The sequence below is a fragment of the Microbacterium sp. A93 genome (assembly GCF_051842835.1).
Genome location: NZ_JBPXMT010000005.1, coordinates 423,253 through 440,057, shown reverse-complemented (window position 1 = coordinate 440,057; position 16,805 = coordinate 423,253). Strand labels below are relative to the sequence as shown.

Below are 16,805 nucleotides of genomic sequence, written 5' to 3'. Positions count from 1 at the left end.
AATGCCGCACGAAGCAGTTCGCCAGCATCCGCAGTTATGCTGTGCCGATGGTGCGAAATGCGACACGGGCGACCATTGCTCGTCACGGTCAGCAGGGCACGCCGTCCACCGGCGGCCAGCTGATCAAGATGCTCGGGGTCGGACTGGCAACAGTACTGGTTGGAGCGCTGGGCATCGGCGCATGGCTGTTCATCGATCTGAGCTCCACCTACACAGCCGACGCCGTCGAACTCAGCGGAGACGCCCCACCCGCCTTCGCCGAGCTCACCGTCGGCGCGAACATCCTCGTCGCCGGCACCGATATCTGCGAACCCGAGTACGCCGAATTCTTCGGTGACCGGTGCGCCAATCCCGAAGACGGCGTGCGCAGCGACGTTCTGATGCTCGTGAACATCTCGGCGCCGCCGCGCCGCGTCACGGTGATCAGCTTCCCTCGCGACCTGCTCGTCGACATACCCTCCTGCACGAATGCCAACGGCAACGAAACGTCGCCGCAGTACCGGCAGATGCTCAACTCGGCGTTCAGCCTCGGCGGGCTCGACTGCTCTGTCCAGACGATCGAACAGCTCACCGGCGTCGACGTCCAGTACGCGGCATCCATCAACTGGGGCGGTGTGATCGACGTCACGAATGCCATCGGCGGCGTCGATGTATGCCTGGCGACACCGATGAGGGATGCCGATTCCACCATCGATCTTCCCGCCGGTATCCACTCCCTCGAGGGCGCGCAGGCGCTTGCTTTCCTTCGCGCACGTAAGTCGACTGCGAACGGCAGCGACCTCGATCGCATTGGTAACCAGCAGCTCTACATGTCGAGCCTCGTGAAGAAGGTCACCAGCGAACAGGTGCTCTCCAACCCGTCGACGCTGCTGACGCTCGCACGGACGATCCTGTCGGCCATCGACCCCAGCACCAGCCTCACGAACCCCGTGACACTCGTGCAGATGGGGCTGGCGCTCAAGGACATCCCGCTCAGTGACTACGTTTTCGTCCAGTACCCCGTCGCGGACGCGCCGGACAACCCGAACAGGCTCATCCCCATCACGGACGCGGCTACCCAGCTGTTCGCTGCGCTGGCGGCCAATGAACCGCTCGTGTTGGCGGGCGAAGGTGATGTCCCTGTGCCGGAGACGCCCGATCCGACGGTGCCCGCGACGGAGGCACCTGTCGACGGGGCCGCCGTGCTCCCGCCGGCGATCACCGGCACGACCGGTGAGGCCGAGGGATGCGCGACCGGCCAAGTTCGCTGACGCTGAGCCGGCGGTCAGCGGCAGCCGCGTAAAATCGCAGAGTGGCAACTCCCAAGATCATCCTCTTCTACGCCTTCACTCCGCTTGCGGATCCGGAGGCGATTCGGCTGTGGCAGCGCGACTTCGGCCAGGCCCTCGGTCTGCGTGGGCGCCTGATCATCTCGAAGGACGGCGTCAACGGCACCCTCGGCGGTGACCTGCCGGCGCTCAAGAAATGGTCGCGCTCCTTCCGCTCCTACCCAGCGTTCAAGGATGCCGACATCAAATGGAGCGAGGGAACGGGCCTGGATGACGACGGGCGCAGCCTCGACTTTCCCAAGCTCAGTGTCAAGGTGCGAGACGAGATCGTCTCGTTCGGGGCCCCCGGTGAGCTGCGGGTCGATGAGGGCGGTGTCGTGGGTGGCGGCACACGGCTGAGCCCTGACGAGCTACACGCACTGGTCAGCTCACGCGATGACGTCGTCTTCTTTGACGGTCGCAATGCGCTGGAGGCCGAGATTGGGCGATTCAAGGATGCGGTGGTGCCAGATACGGCGACCACCCGCGACTTCGTGGAGCTGCTCGATTCCGGCGCGTACGACGATCTGAAGGGCAAGCCCGTCGTCACGTACTGCACCGGTGGCATCCGCTGCGAAGTGCTCTCGAGCCTGATGACCGCACGCGGCTTCGGCGAGGTCTACCAGCTCGATGGTGGCATCGTCCGCTACGGCGAGAAGTTCGGTGATGGCGGACTGTGGGAGGGCTCGCTCTACGTCTTCGACAAGCGCGGTTCGATCGATTTCAGCGACCACTCAGCGGTGATCGGCACCTGCGTCGGATGCGGCGCGAGCACCAAACGCACGGCGAACTGCCCGGACTTCTCATGCGGTCGCGAGTTCGTCGTTTGCGAGAGTTGCCAGGCCGTGCCCTGCGAAGAGCACATCGCGGTCGGCTGACACGCTAGGCCAGCGCGTCGCTAAGCGAGTACCGACCCGCGTGACCCGCGCGCGATAAACAGCGCGCGGGGTGCCAGCACTGCAGCGACGCGGACGCGTAGATCGACGCTGCGGCGCAGGTCGGCGGTGACGCGTGCGAGGGCCGGGGACAGATTCCCGGTTTCGCCTGCAGTGCGCGCGTAGCTGATGCTCTCCACCGCGTCCACCAGCACATGCATTGCTTCGGCATCCACCCCACGCTGAACCAGCGCGGCTCCACGCGCTCGCGGACTGTGCGCCTCGGATACTGGCAGGCGCAGATCGATCAGCGTGTCACGCACCTCTTGCCACGCGCTCATCGCATCGCCGTGGCGGGCGCGTATACGACGCCGCAGACGAATCACGAACCGGATCAGCGCAGGCATCAGTAGTGCCAGCAACGCGCCACCGGTGATCAGCAGCACGGGCGTGGGATCCAGACGTTGCAAGGACTGGCCGTCGGCGGTCGAGGAGCCGCCCTGGTCCCTGTCGAGTTCTGGACCGCTGGTCGGCGCCGTCGACGGTGCGGCGCTCGGTGCTGGTGTGGTGGGGCCTGCACCGGAACCGCCCTCGGTGGCGGCGGCGGCGAAGTTCGTCGGCACTCCCAACGACGCTGTCGGCTCGAAGGGCACCCAGCCGATGCCCTCGAAGTGCACTTCGGGCCAGGCGTGCAGCTGTTCGCTACTGACGGTGAAGATGGACTCGTCGCCGCGCTTCTCATCCGTCGGCCGGCCAGGAAGGTAGCCGACGACGACGCGCACCTGCATGTCGAGCGATTGCGCCATCAGTGCGAACGCGCCAGCGAAATGGATGCAGTAGCCGGAGCGCACATCGAGGAACTCCGCGACAGCCTCCGCGCCGGTGCCGTCGAAGCCGCCATCGACCGGTGCCTCCAGCGAGTAGCTGAACTGCGAACGGAACCAGTTCTGCAGCGTGATGAGCTTGTCGTAGTCGGTCGCGGCATCCGCTGTCACCTCACGCGCGGTCTCGGCGATCACCGGCGGGAGGTCTTCGGCAGGCTCGTCGTCGGACTCGTCCGCAGCAGCGGCGGAGGCGGCGGCAGCGCTGGTCGTCGTCGCGGCCTGAATCTGTTCCCTGGACGGCAGCGCCGTCTGGGTGGTGACGGTGTAGTCCTGCCCTTCCGCATCCCGACTCTCGGACACGACCGTGCGATTGTCGAGCATCACCGTCCATCCGGAGGAGAGCCCGATGATCTTCGTGGCGGGAAACGGTACGGGCAGCAGCGGACTGGAAATGCCGCTGACACGAATCGACGTGCGCTTCTCGACCGTCTCGATATTGTCTGCCCAATCTGGTGCGCCGAAGCCGTCGCTGAGAGGTTGCACGTCGCTCTCATCGGGCGTCCAGGTCTCGCCATCGAACTGTGACAGGCTCGCGATGCGCAGATATGGAGCCGTCGCGGTGCTGGTCGCCAGCGTCATGACCGTGAACGGATTGGGTCGCCGCAGATCGTCTCCCAGTCGCAGAGACGGGTTCAGTTGCACACTGGTGCCGACGCCGATCCAGGTGGCAGAGACCGGCAGTGCCGGGGTGATCACAAGCGCTGCGACGATGGCCGCGGCGCCCAGCGAAACGGTGACTCCGAGGGATGCGCGTCGCGGCGACGTGCGATCATGCCGGATGCTGTGTCGCAGCAAGAACAGCGTCAGCAGTGCCAGCATCACGAACCACGGAACGTTCGCGTCTCCGAGCGTGATGATCATCGGCATCGCCCCGACCGTGGCAACCAGGATCGCCGCGAGCAGGGTGATCCGCTGCGAGATGAGCTGATCGAGCAGGATCGCGATCACAGCGAATCCGATGCCGAGCATGGCGCCTAGCGCAGGGGTTGCCTCCAGCGGCGCCGTGCCGTACTGCACCTGCTCGAATGCCTCGCTCGCGTGCCTGCCTAACGAAGTGAGGGTGGTGCGCGTGGGGATCACAGCGAAGATCGCCCCCTGCGAGAACGCGAGCGCAGTGAGCGCCATGATCGCCACGAGCACCTGGGCGACCAGCGTCGACCACACTCTGTCTGCCCTGCCCGCGCGCAACTGCCGCACGACAAAACCGGTGGCGGCGACGACGAGGATGACCAAGACGCTCACCAGCGACCAGCCGCCGGCGGAGATCACCGACGTGTACGGCCACAACGCCACGAAACTGGCGCAGACGGTGAAAATTGCGACGGCAAGAGTGCGCTCCCGGCGGACGGTGGGTTCCTCCCGCCGGATGGCGGGGCGCGGTTCAACGCGTGACATGCCCACCTCCGGTTGCCATGCGCGCGGGCAGTGCGTCTTCCCATGCGGATGCCACATCATCGGTGAGCTGTGCGGAGGACCAACCCAGTGCCGCTGCAGCATCCGCAGCACCATCGAGCGGCTCTGTGGCAAGAAGGATGGGAGCTGAGGCGCCGCCGTGTCTCAGCAGCGCCGCATCCTCTTCATCGAGTCGGCCGGTGATCATCACCAGGGGGCCGGGCGGTGCGCCGTCGAAGAGGGTGATGATGTCTCGTCCCTCGCCCTGAGGGGAGACCATCGCCAATGCGACGAGCAGGGAGTCACGGTCATCCTCATGCCCGCGGAGGGTGCCGAGCACCGCGCCGGAAGAGTCGAGAACGTCGACGCTGTATCCGCCCTGCACGAGATGCAGGGCGATTGATGCGCATGCGGAGACTGCCGATTCGAACGCCGGGTCAGCATCCACTCCCACTCGCTCCCAGCGGCGCGCGGTGCGGTCGAGGATGACGAGCGCATCGGGGCTGGATTCCTCTTCCTCCTGGCGCACCATCAGATCGCCGCGATGGGCGGTCGCTCGCCAATGGATGCGGCGCATGGAGTCGCCCGACACGTAATGCCGGGGCGAGAGGTTGTCGCTGCCCTGGCCGAGCCTCGTCGAAGAAGTATGTGCGGTGCCTCCGGCTGCGCCAACGATGCTGCTCAGCGGTGCGAGCGGAACGATCTCCGGCACGATGGTGACGGTGCGGGTATCGCCGAACTCCTGCTCGCGCTGGGCGAAGCCGAAGGGGTCGATTGTGCGCAGCAGCAGTGGACCCACCGGCCAGACGCCGCGCCGCACCCCGGTGATCGCGTAGCGGATGTGCGTACCGTTGTCGGTGGGGAACTCACCCTCTGCGTTGCCGGAGACCGCCGTCGGCAGCAGATCGCGCCATGTCCCGTGCGGCACGCGCAGCGCGCGCAGGTCGAAGCGCACGGCGACCTGGGACTCCTCGCCGACGGTGAGCAGATCCGTGGAGATGCGCCTGGTCACCGCGCCGCCGCGCCGGGGAACGTGCACGACCAGCGCCGCAAAGATGACGAGCAGAAACAGCAGCACCGCGACGTACATCAGGATCGGCGCCGCGAGCAGGTTCGCCGCGATCACACAGAGCAGCCCCGCAAGCACCGCGGCTGCGCCGCGGTGGGTGAGAGGACGACGGCGACGCATGGCCCTGGGTCAGACTCGGGCCGCAATCGGAACGCGAACCCGTTCCACGATCTGGCTGAGTGCGGCCTCGATCGGTTGCGCGCCGGCACGGTGAACTCCTCGTGCCGGCAGCAGGCGATGTGCGAAGACCGGAGCCAGCAGGGTCGTGAGGTCATCGGGGATCACGAAGTCACGGCCATCCAGTGCCGCCCAGACCTTGGCGGCGCGCACAAGCTGCAGCGTCGCCCGCGGGCTCGCCCCGAGGTGCAGGCTCGGATCGGACCGCGTGGCGTGTGCCAGCGCGACGGCGTACTCCTCGACGGCAGGGGAGACATGCACGGCGCGGGCCCAGCCGATCATTCGATTGATCGAGTGGGCATCGGCGACCGGGGTGATCGCGGCGAGCGGGTTCACACTGTCACGCTGGCGAAGCATGAGGGCTTCTGCCGCGGCATCCGGATATCCCATCGAGATGCGCATCATGAAACGGTCGCGCTGCGCCTCGGGGAGCGCATAGGTGCCCTCCATCTCGAGCGGGTTCTGGGTGGCGACGACGAGGAACGGATCAGGCAGCGGGTGCGTGTGCCCGTCGACCGTGACCTGGCCCTCCTCCATCGCCTCCAGTAGTGCGGACTGCGTTTTGGGAGAAGAGCGGTTGATCTCGTCGGCGATCACGATCTGGGCGAAGACTGCGCCCTGCTTGAACTCGAACTCGCGATCAACGGGGTTGTACACCGAGACGCCGGTGACATCACCCGGCAGCAGGTCGGGGGTGAACTGGATGCGCCGGACCGTGGCGTCCACGCTGGCCGCCAGTGCGCGGGCGAGCATCGTCTTGCCAACGCCAGGCACATCCTCGATGAGCAGGTGTCCCTGGGCGAGCAGACACACCACGGCACCGCGCACCGCTTCCGGTTTGCCATCGATGACTTTGCCGACGGACGCAAGGATCGCGGAGGTCTGTGTCGCGAACTGCTCGGCCGTCATCGGCGTTCCGGTGTCGTCCATGCACTGCCTCTCGCCCTGCGTTGGGTGTTACTCGATCGTATCCCCAGGTCCGGCCAACTAGGGCGGTACAAATGTCGGTTCAGAATACGGATGCCAGCCGACACGCCGAGTTCTCAGCCGACAAGTGTGCATCCGACCGACATCTGTACCGAGGCGGCGCGGGCGGCTCGGGCCGTCAGCAAGGCGCACGTTCGTGACCACGCCGCACGACGGGTAGACTGTTTCTCGGCTCTCCGCGTGGCAGCATCCAGGCCAATTCCCCCAGGACGGAAACGTAGCAAGGGTAACCGGGCTCTGCTGGGTGCGCGGAGGGTCATTTCTTTTGCCCGGATTCGGGCCGTATTTGGGCCGATTGTCCAGCTGCGCCTGCGAGGATCGTGGTGTGAGTACTTCCGCCGCACCGCAACGCACCGCTGCTTTCGCACGCTTCGCCTCGCCGGTGGCGCTCCTCGCCCTGATGTGGGTGATCCAGATTGCGGATGCCGTGCTGCCGGGTTCTTTCACCGGGTTCGGCTTACGCTCCTGGGACTTCGGGAGCCTCTTCGGCATTGTGCTCGGGCCGCTGCTTCACTCCGGCTGGCCGCACCTCATCGCCAACAGCCTGCCGCTGCTGGTGCTGGGATGCCTCGTCGCGATCGAGGGCGCTCGCCGCTTCTGGCTGGTGACCCTTGTCGTCGCCTTCATCGGAGGTGCAGGCACCTGGCTCGTCAACGCGCCGGGCACACTGACTGTCGGGGCATCCGGTCTCGTGTTCGGCTACTTCGCGTACGTCGTCGTGAGAGTGTTCTCGCCGCGTCCGATCGCGCACCGCATCGCCTACGCGCTCATCGCGCTCATCATCATCGTGCTCTACGGCGGCTCGATGCTGGCCGGCATCGTCGGTGTGAGTACCGGCATCTCGTGGCAGGCGCACCTGTTCGGTGCGCTCGGCGGCGGCGTGGCCGCGCTCGCCGGAGCACGGCGACCCAGAGATCGCACTACGTGAGTTCTCGGACGACGACGAATAAGACGCCGAAGGCGCCGACGCGGAAGTCAACGATTAAGAACTCGTCGACGAAGACGAAGTCGACGCAGAAGTCGACGAAAAAGACGCGGCGCTCCGCACGACCGGTCATCCTGACTCTCGGCACGCTCACGCTCGCCGCGCTCCTGATCGTGCTCATCCCGGTGGCGACCTCGAAGGATCCGCTCCGAGTCTGTGTCGACGACACTGCTGCCTTCCCTGCTGAGGGCGTGGCCGGCTGGCAGGGCGGGCAGTTGGAAAACGCCGCGATCATCGTTCGGACGGCCAAAGCGCAGCAGCTCGAACGCGACGGCCAGATTCTCGGTGTGATGGCAGCGATGGGGGAGAGCAGCCTGCACAACATCGACTACGGCGATTGGGAGACGTCCGGCATCACCAACCCGGATGGCACCCGCACGAGCAGCATCGGGCTGTTCCAGCAGCAGGAGTGGTGGGGGAGCCCGCAGGAGCGGATGGACCCGGCCTCAGCTGCGGCGTTGTTCTTCGGCCGGCTCGCAGGCCTCGCCGGCTGGCAGCAGATGGAGCCGACCCAGGCGATCCACCGCGTGCAGATCAACACCGACCCCAACCACTACGCACAGTTCGAGGACGACGCAACCCTGGTGGTCGACGCGCTGTCGGGTGCCTGCCCGGCATAGCAGACGGGCATAGGGTGGCTCTGTGGCACGGAGCATCTACATCACCTCGGCCGAGGGACATTCAGGCAAGTCCACCATCGCACTGGGCGTGCTTGACGCGCTCATGCGAGTGACTCCCCGGGTCGGCGTCTTCCGCCCGATCGCGCGGTCATCTGAAGAGCGTGACTACGTGCTCGAGCTGCTGCTCGCCCACGATGGCGTGCACCTCGATTACGAAGACTGCATCGGCGTCACCTACGACCATGTGCGCGACGCTCCCGACCGGGCACTCGCCACCATCGTCTCCCGTTTCAAAGCGGTCGAAGCGCAGTGTGACGCGGTCGTCATCATCGGCAGCGACTACACGGATGTCGCGAGCCCGGCAGAGCTCGGATACAACGCGCGCATCGCCGCGAACCTCGCAGCTCCTGTGCTGCTCGTCCTCGGCGGGCGCGGTCAGCAGCCCCACGCCGAACAGCTCGGAACGTCCACCGCGCGCACGCCGGAAGCGGTCGGGCAGATCGCGGCGCTCGCGCTCTCCGAATTGCAGGAGGAGCGCGCCGAGCTCTTCGCCGTGATCGTGAACCGATCCGACCCGGATGCTCTGCCGCAGACCATCGACGCGGTGCGTGCAGCACGAGCAGGAGAGACCTCGGTCTGGGCGATCCCGGAAGATCGCAAACTGGTCGCGCCCTCCATCCGTGGCATCCTGGCCGCTGTGGACGGTCGCCTGGTCAAGGGTGACCCGGAACTGCTGACCCGGGAGGCGCTCAGCGTCGTCGTCGCTGGCATGTCGATGGTGAACGTGCTGCCGCGCCTCACTGAGGATGCGGTCGTGGTGATTCCTGCGGACCGCACCGAAGTACTGCTGGCAATTCTTCTCGCGGATGCCGCAGGCACCTTCCCCTCGGTCGCCGGAGTCATTCTGAACGGACCGTTCCCGCTCCCCGCGGCGATCGAACAGCTGCTCGATGGGCTCGCCTCGTCGCTGCCGATCATCGCCACCGATCACGGCACCTACGACACGGCCGTGCGTGTGATGGGCGCGCGCGGGCGTCTCGCAGCCGACTCCCGGCATCGCTACGACCGGGCGCTCGGACTCTTCCAGACCCACGTCGACATCACTGAGCTCACCACTCAGCTCGGGCTCGCCGAGTCGCGCGTGGTCACGCCACTGATGTTCCAGTACGGGCTCATCGAACGCGCGCGCGCGGACCGCAAGCGCATCGTGCTGCCCGAGGGCGAGGACGATCGCATTCTGCGGGCGGCGGCGTCGCTGATCGCACGCGATGTCGCCGACCTGACGATCCTCGGGGACGAGGCTGCCATCCATGCACGTGCGATCGAGCTGGGTATTGACGTCTCGGTGGCCCAGATCATCAGCCCGACCGATCCGGAGTACGTCGCGCGTTTCGCGGAGGAGTATGCCCGGCTGCGGGCGCACAAGGGGGTCACTGTTCAGCAGGCGGCAGACACCGTCACCGACGTCTCGTACTTCGGCACGCTCATGGTGCACCTCGGGCTCGCTGACGGCATGGTCTCCGGTGCGACGCACACCACGGCGCACACGATTCGTCCCTCATTCGAGATCATCAAGACCAGGCCGGGAGTGGATGTCGTATCGAGCGTGTTCCTCATGGCGCTCGCCGATCGTGTGCTGGTCTACGGCGACTGCGCCGTGATCCCCGATCCCACCAGCATCCAACTTGCCGACATCGCGATTTCCTCTGCCGAGACCGCGCAGCAGTTCGGAATCGAACCGCGTGTGGCGATGCTGTCGTATTCGACGGGGGAGTCGGGCACCGGCGCCGACGTCGACAAGGTCCGCGAGGCGACCGCGCTCGTGCGTGAGCGCGCTCCCGAGCTGCCGGTGGAGGGGCCGATCCAGTACGACGCCGCGGCCGATGCTGCGGTCGCGAAGGCGAAGCTGCCGGACTCGGCCGTCGCTGGCCGTGCCACGGTGTTCATATTTCCCGATCTCAACACCGGCAACAACACGTACAAGGCGGTGCAGCGCTCTGCCGGTGCGGTGGCGATGGGGCCGGTATTGCAGGGGCTGAACAAGCCGATCAACGACCTCAGCCGCGGCGCTCTGGTCGACGACATCGTGAACACCGTCGCCATCACCGCGATCCAGGCGCAGGGTGCAGCCGGCGCAGCGCAGGGAGCATCCTCATGAGCGTCGTCCTTGTCATCAACAGCGGATCCTCCTCGCTGAAATACAGCCTGATGGATATGGAGCGCGAGGTGCCGCTCGGCGAAGGGCTCATCGAGCGGATCGGGCAGGAATCCGGCGAGATCTCCCACACCGTCCGCCATCTCGCGGTTGAGGGAGAACCCACCCAGACGCTGCTGAGTGCGACGCACCGCAGTGAGCGACCGATCGCCGACCACAACGAGGCCATGGCCGTCATGCTCGAGCAGTTCGCCGAGCACGGACCGCAGCTCGCGGAGCATCCGCCCATCGCCGTCGGGCACCGCGTCGTGCACGGCGGGGCGAGGTTCTTCGCCCCCACACTCATCGACGACCTGATCGAGATCAACATCGAGGACCTCTCGATTTTGGCGCCGCTGCACAATCCCGGCGCCGTCGCCGGAATTCGAGCCGGACGGCGGGCCTTCGCCGACGTCCCGCACGTGGCCATCTTTGACACCGCCTTCCATCAGACCCTGCCTCCGGCCGCGTACACCTACGCGATCGACCGCGCGCTCGCGGACCGGCACCGCATCCGCCGTTACGGATTCCACGGCACGAGCCACAAGTACGTCTCCGAGCAGGCCGCACTGTTCCTGGATCGTCCCCTGGCAGATCTGCGGCAGATCGTGTTCCACCTCGGCAACGGAGCCTCGGTCACCGCCGTCGACGGTGGACGCTCGGTGGAGACGTCGATGGGGCTGACCCCGCTCGAGGGACTGGTGATGGGAACCCGTTCCGGCGACATTGACCCCGCAGTCGTGCTGCACCTCGGCCGGGTCGCTCAGATGACCAGCCGCGAGCTGGACACGATGCTGAACAAGCAGAGCGGTCTGACTGGGCTCGCCGGACGCAGCGACATGCGTGACATCCTCGCGGGCGTCGACGCGGGTGAGGATGCCGCGACCCTCGCGTTCGACGTCTACATTCACCGCCTGCGCGCCTATGCCGGCGCGTACATGGCCCAGCTCGGCGGCGTCGACGTCATCTCGTTCACCGCGGGCGTGGGCGAGAACGCCGCGCGCGTGCGCGCCGAGGCACTGGCCACTCTGGGGTTCCTCGGCGTCGAGATCGATCACGCGCGCAACCAGGCACGAGGCTCAGGCATCCGCAGAATCTCCACCGATGCGTCGCGCGTCGAGGTGCTGGTCGTGCCGACGGATGAAGAACTCGAGATCGCACGACAGACGCTGAGTCTCGCATGAAGATCATCGTCTTCGGAGCAACCGGCGGAGTCGGTCAGCACGTCGTGCGCCGTGCCGCAGAGGCTGGTCACGAGGTGACGGCGTTCGTGAGAACACCCGAGAAATTGCAATATCGCGAGGGAGTGACGGTGCGGCAGGGAGATGCGTTCGACGCGTCTGCCGTGGCATCCGCGATCGAGGGACAGGATGCCGTGATCTCGTGCCTGGCCCCGTCTACCGGCCTCAAGAAATCTGACGAACTTGAGCGGATGACAGCGAACATCGTCGCCGGCATGCAACAGGGCGGTGTCAGCAGGATCGCCTACTGTGCGTCTCTCGGTGTCGACGGTGAGCTGGATGGGATCATTGGCCGCGGAGTGCAGTGGGTGCTGCGGCATCCGCTCGCCGACCATCGTGCTGCACTGCGCCACATTACGGATGCCGGCCTCGACGTCACCGTCGCGCGCCCCACCACGCTGAGCAACAGCGAAGTCGTCGAGTATGTCGAGACCTTCACCGGGGCGCCCGCGATGAACCGCGCGATCCCGCGCGCGTCCGTCGCCGATTTCCTCGTTAAAGCAGTCGAGCAGCCCCAGGTTTACAGTCGCACCTCGGTGGGCCTGGCTCCGCTTGGCGCGTAACCCTTACCCTGTTCAGCGCCCCGCACTACGCTGGCACACAGGCACGTTGAGGTGTCGCTCCACCACTGAGACCACCGAGCCGATGGGAGTTCTGAATGTCCCAGACATTGCCCGACCTGAGCCGTGCCGAAGGCATCCTCTTCGACCTGGATGGCGTGCTGACGCCCACTGCCGAGGTGCACATGCGCGCCTGGCAGAACGTATTCGACGAGGTGTTCGCGAAGTGGGGAATCGCCCCGGCGTACACCGACGCTGACTATTTTGCCTACGTCGACGGCAAGAAGCGCTACGACGGAGTCGCGAGCCTGCTGCGCAGCCGGAACGTTGAGATTCCGTGGGGGCACGTGGATGATCTGCCGGAAACCGACACGATTTGCGGCATCGGCAATCGCAAGAACGCCGCGTTCTCCGTATCCCTTCGACGTGAGGGCATCGCTGCGTACCCGGGGTCGCTCGCGCTCATCGCACAGCTTCGCGACGCAGGCATCCCGCTGGGTGTCGTGTCCAGCTCGAAGAATGCGGAAGAGGTGCTGGCGAAAGCCGGCATCCGGGATTTCTTCACCATCGTCGTCGACGGCGCGGTCGCCGAGCGCGAGGGACTTGCCTCGAAGCCTGCGCCCGATATGTTCCGCGCCGGTGCCGTCGCGCTGGGCGTGAATCCGGAGCACAGCGTGGCAGTGGAGGATGCCGTGTCCGGCGTCGCATCCGCGGCATCCGCCGGCTACGCCGTCATCGTCGGAGTCGACCGTGGTGCAGGTGCGGACAACCTACGCGCTGTCGGTGCCACCTCCATCGTCGATGACCTTGCCAGCCTTCTGATTGACGTTCCTCAGCCTGAAACCTTTCTGCCCGAAACCTCTCTGCCTGAAACCTCTCTGCCCGAAACTCCGGAGACCGCATGATCGATCGTGACCGCTTCCCCGTCGACCCCTGGCGCCTCATCGAGACGCGTTATGCAGACGACGGCGTCGCAGAGACCATGTTCACGGTCGGAAACGGCTATCTCGGCCTGCGTGGCAACCACATCGAAGGGCGCGGCGCACACGAGCACGGCACCTTCATCAACGGCCTGCACGAGACCTGGCCGATTCGGCATGCCGAGCAGGCCTTCGGCTTCGCCGAGGTCGGCCAGACGATCGTCAACGCACCGGATGCGAAGATTATGCGCGTCTACGTCGATGATGAGCCGATCTCCTTCGAGGAATCAGAGGTGCGTGACTACACCCGCACCCTGGACATGAGCACCGGCGTGCTGGCGCGCAGCTTCGTGTGGGATACGCCGTCCGGTAAGCGCATCCACATCCGTGACGAGCGCATGGTCAGCTTCGAAGAACGTCATCTCACGATCCTTCGCCTCGAGATCACGGTAGAGAACGCGGATGCCCCGGTGACGGTCTCCTGCCAGCTGCTGAACCGGCAGGACGGCGGGAACGTCTACGCCGGCACACCGGATGCTGCGCAGAAGAAGGGGTTCGACCCGCGCAAGACCGAGCGGATCACCGAGCGAGTGCTGCAGCCAGCGGAGTACTGGCAAGACGGTCTGCGTTCAGTGCTGTCGTATGAGACCACTGATTCCGGCATGACGGTCGCCGCGGTCGCCGATCACGTGATCGAGACCGATAACGACTACAGCGTCCGCATGCTGGTCGAACCCGACATCGCCAAGCACGTCTTCCGCGTGCAGGCGAAGGCCGGCATCCCGATTCGGATCACGAAGCTCGTCAGTTACCACACCTCTCGCGGGATGCCTGCGAGAGAGCTCGTCGACCGCTGCCGTCGCTCGCTCGACCGAGCGGCTGTGGAGGGTGTGGACTACCAGTTCGAGCGTCAGCGGGAGTGGTTGGCGGCGTTCTGGGAACGTTCGGATGTCGTGATCGAGGGGCACGACGATCTGCAGCAGGCGACCCGTTGGTGTCTGTTCCAGCTGGCTCAGGCATCTGCGCGCGCGGACGGATCAGGTGTTCCGGCCAAGGGCCTCACCGGATCTGGCTACAGCGGTCACTACTTCTGGGACACCGAGATTTACGTCTTGCCGTTCCTTACCTATACGAGCCCGCAATGGGCCCGCAATGCGCTGCGCGCGCGTGTGCTGATGCTGCCTGCGGCTCGTCGCCGCGCCGGCCAGCTCAACGAGGCGGGCGCGCTGTTCCCATGGCGCACCATCAACGGCGAGGAAGCTTCTGCCTACTACGCCGCCGGCACCGCGCAGTACCACATCAACGCCGACGTGAACTTCGCGCTCGGCAAGTACGTCCGTGCCACGGGAGACGAGGAGTTCCTTCGCCGAGAGGGGGCTGACATCGCCGTGGAAACGGCGAGGCTCTGGGCGACGCTCGGATTCTGGCGGACGTCCAACGGGGGCTCAAACATCCCGGAGGAAACGTTCCACATCCACGGTGTGACCGGCCCTGATGAGTACACGACCGTCGTCAACGACAACCTCTTTACCAACGTGATGGCACGCCATAATCTTCGCTACGCCGCACGCGTCGTGCGGGAGATCGCCGAGGACCATCCCCGGGCATACGCGGCGCTCGTCGAGCGCACCGGGGTCGGCCAAGGCGAGCCGGATGCGTGGGACCGCGCCGCAGAGGCCATCGTCATCCCGTTCAGCGAGAGCCTCGGCATCCACCCTCAGGACGCGATGTTCCTGGAGCGCGAAGTCTGGGATCTGGACCACACGCCCGATGATCAGCGTCCGCTGCTGCTGCACTTTCATCCCCTGGTTATCTACCGGTTCCAGGTGCTCAAGCAGGCGGATGTCGTGCTTGCACTGTTCCTGCAGGGCAACCACTTCACCCCCGAGGAGAAACTCGCGGACTTCCAGTACTACGACCCGCTGACGACCGGCGACTCGACGCTGTCAGCCGTCGTGCAATCGATCCTCGCGGCCGAGGTCGGATATCAGAACCTCGCCAGGGAGTACTTCGAGCAGTCACTGTTCGTCGATCTCGGCGATCTGCATCACAACGCTGCCGACGGTGTGCATGTGGCATCGGCCGGCGGTGTCTGGAGCGTTCTGGTGTCCGGCTTCGGCGGCATGCGCGATCACGCGGGTGAACTGAGCTTTGACCCACGATTGCCTGCGGACTGGCCATCGCTGTCGTATCCGCTGCAGTGGCAGGGCACTGCTCTGCAGGTGACGGTGACGCGAGATGAACTGCGCGTCGTTGCCCGCTCGGGAGAACCAGTCTCATTCACCGTGCGTGGAACCGAATATACGGTGGCGCCGGGCAAGGATGTCGTGGTCGCGCTCGCCGATCAAGGCCCGCTGCTGCCGGGGCGGCCGACGCTGAAACAGTTCCAGGACGCACGGCGCGACGACGGCACGCGGCTCTCGGCATCCGTCCCGGTCATCACGACGACCATGCCGATCATGGGTGTGGTCGAAGACTGATGTTGGTCGTCGCGCTCGTTCTCGGGCTTGTCCCGGCGCTGGCGCTTCTGGCGCTCGCGATCGTCGCTCGGGTCCAGGCGACGCGGATGCCCTCATCGACGGGCGCGCAGTTCGCACCCGCGCCCGGGGCGACCGTGCTGTACGACGCGTTCCTGGTAAGAGCCGACCGCAAAGCCGTTTCCGCCGCGCTGATCGACATGGCAGTACAACGCAAGATCAGACTTCTCGCCCCGACGCGCGAGAAGAACGACGATACTCGTGCTCCGATCGGTGTTGAGGTGATCGACGGCGCAGTGTTCAGCGCCGACGAACTGGCCGTTCTCGAGGCGCTCTTCGGCCCAGGCCACGCCTCGGGTCGAGTACGGCGCTTCACCGCAGACGGGCGTGCCCAGAAACGGACGCTGCGCACGCTGATGCGTGGCGTGGAGAAGCGGCTGGCGGATGCGGGTCTTCTCCAGGCGGGGCGAGCGGTCTGGCCCGTCGTCTTGATCCGGATCTTCGGATGGATCACGATCGTGGTGAGCTTCATCCTGTTCAGCGTGGCGTTGTCAGTAGATGACGGAGCGGGGGACCCGGCGACTTTCGGTATCTCGTTCGGGGCGTTCCTCGTCGCGATTGCGGCGGTGTCGGTGGTTCCCCGTCCCTGGCGTCGATTTCTGGCACCGGCAGAGCCGCTGCGCGCACATCTGGCCGGGCTACGTGAATACATTGCGCTCGCCGAGACAGAGCCGCTGCGTTTCTCCCAATCTGTGCACGGTGCCGAGATGCGCGGCGACGTGTCGGCTGAGGCCAGGCAGGAGAAGCTGGAGCGCTACCTCCTGAACGAGCGGCTGCTGCCCTACGCGGTGCTGTTCGGCCTGGAGACGTCGTGGGCCAAGATCCTCAAGACGGAGTCGGAAGAACTGGGTGCGCTGAATGTCGCTGACGGTGTGCTCGGGGTTGCCGGATCTGTGTTCGAGGTGATCGAGCTCGTCGGAGGTGTGGTGATGCTCGTCTCTGCAGTCGGAGACATGGTGGATGCGACCGGGGGCGTCGTCGAAGTCGTCGGGGGCGTCTTCGAGGCGGTCGGCGGGGTCCTCGACGCGATCTCCTCCTGATCGCTCACCTTGGTGTC

13 protein-coding genes and 1 other RNA gene are annotated in these 16,805 nt (G+C 65.9%); 11 read left to right on the top strand and 3 right to left on the bottom strand.

Annotated elements, in window-relative coordinates:
- Window positions 1-47 precede the first annotated feature (47 nt).
- A complete protein-coding gene (locus tag ACSU1G_RS15545; protein WP_439280860.1) occupies window positions 48-1,250 on the top strand; it encodes an LCP family protein in 1,203 nt (400 codons plus the stop codon).
- 41 nt (window positions 1,251-1,291) lie between these two features.
- The gene (gene trhO / locus ACSU1G_RS15540) at window positions 1,292-2,185 is read left to right on the top strand and encodes an oxygen-dependent tRNA uridine(34) hydroxylase TrhO (protein WP_439280859.1); all 894 of its coding nucleotides are present in this window, start codon (window positions 1,292-1,294) and stop codon (window positions 2,183-2,185) included.
- 20 nt (window positions 2,186-2,205) lie between these two features.
- On the opposite strand, the gene ACSU1G_RS15535 is transcribed toward trhO, so the two are convergent.
- Genes ACSU1G_RS15535 through ACSU1G_RS15525 form a run of 3 tightly spaced genes read right to left on the bottom strand, consistent with a single transcriptional unit; the run spans window position 2,206 to window position 6,634 of the window.
- Window positions 2,206-4,461 (bottom strand): transglutaminaseTgpA domain-containing protein, encoded by a 2,256-nt coding sequence (locus ACSU1G_RS15535; protein WP_439280858.1) that lies wholly within the window; start codon window positions 4,459-4,461, stop codon window positions 2,206-2,208.
- Window positions 4,448-5,647, bottom strand: coding sequence for a DUF58 domain-containing protein (locus ACSU1G_RS15530; protein ID WP_439280857.1), 1,200 nt, complete (start codon window positions 5,645-5,647; stop codon window positions 4,448-4,450). Before ACSU1G_RS15530 ends, ACSU1G_RS15535 begins: the two co-directional genes overlap by 14 nt.
- 9 nt (window positions 5,648-5,656) lie before the next feature.
- On the bottom strand, window positions 5,657-6,634 hold the full coding sequence (locus tag ACSU1G_RS15525) for an AAA family ATPase (RefSeq protein ID WP_439280856.1): 978 nt from the start codon (window positions 6,632-6,634) through the stop codon (window positions 5,657-5,659).
- A gap of 224 nt (window positions 6,635-6,858) precedes the next feature.
- Between ACSU1G_RS15525 and ffs the strand changes: the two genes are divergently transcribed.
- The 9 genes from ffs to ACSU1G_RS15480 all read left to right on the top strand — a co-directional run bounded on the left by ffs (window position 6,859) and on the right by ACSU1G_RS15480 (window position 16,788).
- Window positions 6,859-6,955, top strand: an RNA gene (gene ffs / locus ACSU1G_RS15520) — signal recognition particle sRNA small type.
- 61 nt (window positions 6,956-7,016) lie between these two features.
- Window positions 7,017-7,619, top strand: a complete 603-nt coding sequence (locus tag ACSU1G_RS15515) for a rhomboid family intramembrane serine protease (RefSeq protein ID WP_439280855.1) — start codon at window positions 7,017-7,019, stop codon at window positions 7,617-7,619.
- Complete coding sequence (locus tag ACSU1G_RS15510; protein WP_439280854.1) at window positions 7,616-8,296, top strand: hypothetical protein; 681 nt, start codon at window positions 7,616-7,618, stop codon at window positions 8,294-8,296. The genes ACSU1G_RS15515 and ACSU1G_RS15510 overlap by 4 nt, the downstream gene beginning before the upstream one ends.
- A gap of 22 nt (window positions 8,297-8,318) precedes the next feature.
- Window positions 8,319-10,454 (top strand): phosphate acetyltransferase, encoded by a 2,136-nt coding sequence (gene pta, locus ACSU1G_RS15505; protein WP_439280853.1) that lies wholly within the window; start codon window positions 8,319-8,321, stop codon window positions 10,452-10,454.
- Window positions 10,451-11,674: an acetate/propionate family kinase gene (locus ACSU1G_RS15500; protein WP_439280852.1), complete on the top strand. Its 1,224-nt coding sequence runs from the start codon at window positions 10,451-10,453 to the stop codon at window positions 11,672-11,674. The genes pta and ACSU1G_RS15500 overlap by 4 nt, the downstream gene beginning before the upstream one ends.
- Window positions 11,671-12,294, top strand: coding sequence for an NAD(P)-binding oxidoreductase (locus ACSU1G_RS15495; RefSeq protein ID WP_439280851.1), 624 nt, complete (start codon window positions 11,671-11,673; stop codon window positions 12,292-12,294). The genes ACSU1G_RS15500 and ACSU1G_RS15495 overlap by 4 nt, the downstream gene beginning before the upstream one ends.
- A gap of 95 nt (window positions 12,295-12,389) precedes the next feature.
- Window positions 12,390-13,196, top strand: coding sequence for an HAD family hydrolase (locus ACSU1G_RS15490; protein ID WP_439280850.1), 807 nt, complete (start codon window positions 12,390-12,392; stop codon window positions 13,194-13,196).
- Window positions 13,193-15,691 (top strand): glycoside hydrolase family 65 protein, encoded by a 2,499-nt coding sequence (locus ACSU1G_RS15485; RefSeq protein WP_439280849.1) that lies wholly within the window; start codon window positions 13,193-13,195, stop codon window positions 15,689-15,691. Before ACSU1G_RS15490 ends, ACSU1G_RS15485 begins: the two co-directional genes overlap by 4 nt.
- Window positions 15,691-16,788: a DUF2207 family protein gene (locus tag ACSU1G_RS15480; protein ID WP_439280848.1), complete on the top strand. Its 1,098-nt coding sequence runs from the start codon at window positions 15,691-15,693 to the stop codon at window positions 16,786-16,788. The genes ACSU1G_RS15485 and ACSU1G_RS15480 overlap by 1 nt, the downstream gene beginning before the upstream one ends.
- Window positions 16,789-16,805 lie beyond the last annotated feature (17 nt).

Coding starts and splice junctions, on each gene's coding strand:
- ACSU1G_RS15500 (WP_439280852.1), top strand. CDS start 10,451: ATGAGCGTCGTCCTTGTCATCAACAGCGGATCCTCCTCGCTGAAATAC.
- ACSU1G_RS15530 (WP_439280857.1), bottom strand. CDS start 5,647: ATGCGTCGCCGTCGTCCTCTCACCCACCGCGGCGCAGCCGCGGTGCTT.
- ACSU1G_RS15485 (WP_439280849.1), top strand. CDS start 13,193: ATGATCGATCGTGACCGCTTCCCCGTCGACCCCTGGCGCCTCATCGAG.
- ACSU1G_RS15535 (WP_439280858.1), bottom strand. CDS start 4,461: ATGTCACGCGTTGAACCGCGCCCCGCCATCCGGCGGGAGGAACCCACC.
- ACSU1G_RS15525 (WP_439280856.1), bottom strand. CDS start 6,634: ATGGACGACACCGGAACGCCGATGACGGCCGAGCAGTTCGCGACACAG.
- ACSU1G_RS15545 (WP_439280860.1), top strand. CDS start 48: ATGGTGCGAAATGCGACACGGGCGACCATTGCTCGTCACGGTCAGCAG.
- ACSU1G_RS15490 (WP_439280850.1), top strand. CDS start 12,390: ATGTCCCAGACATTGCCCGACCTGAGCCGTGCCGAAGGCATCCTCTTC.
- ACSU1G_RS15480 (WP_439280848.1), top strand. CDS start 15,691: ATGTTGGTCGTCGCGCTCGTTCTCGGGCTTGTCCCGGCGCTGGCGCTT.
- ACSU1G_RS15495 (WP_439280851.1), top strand. CDS start 11,671: ATGAAGATCATCGTCTTCGGAGCAACCGGCGGAGTCGGTCAGCACGTC.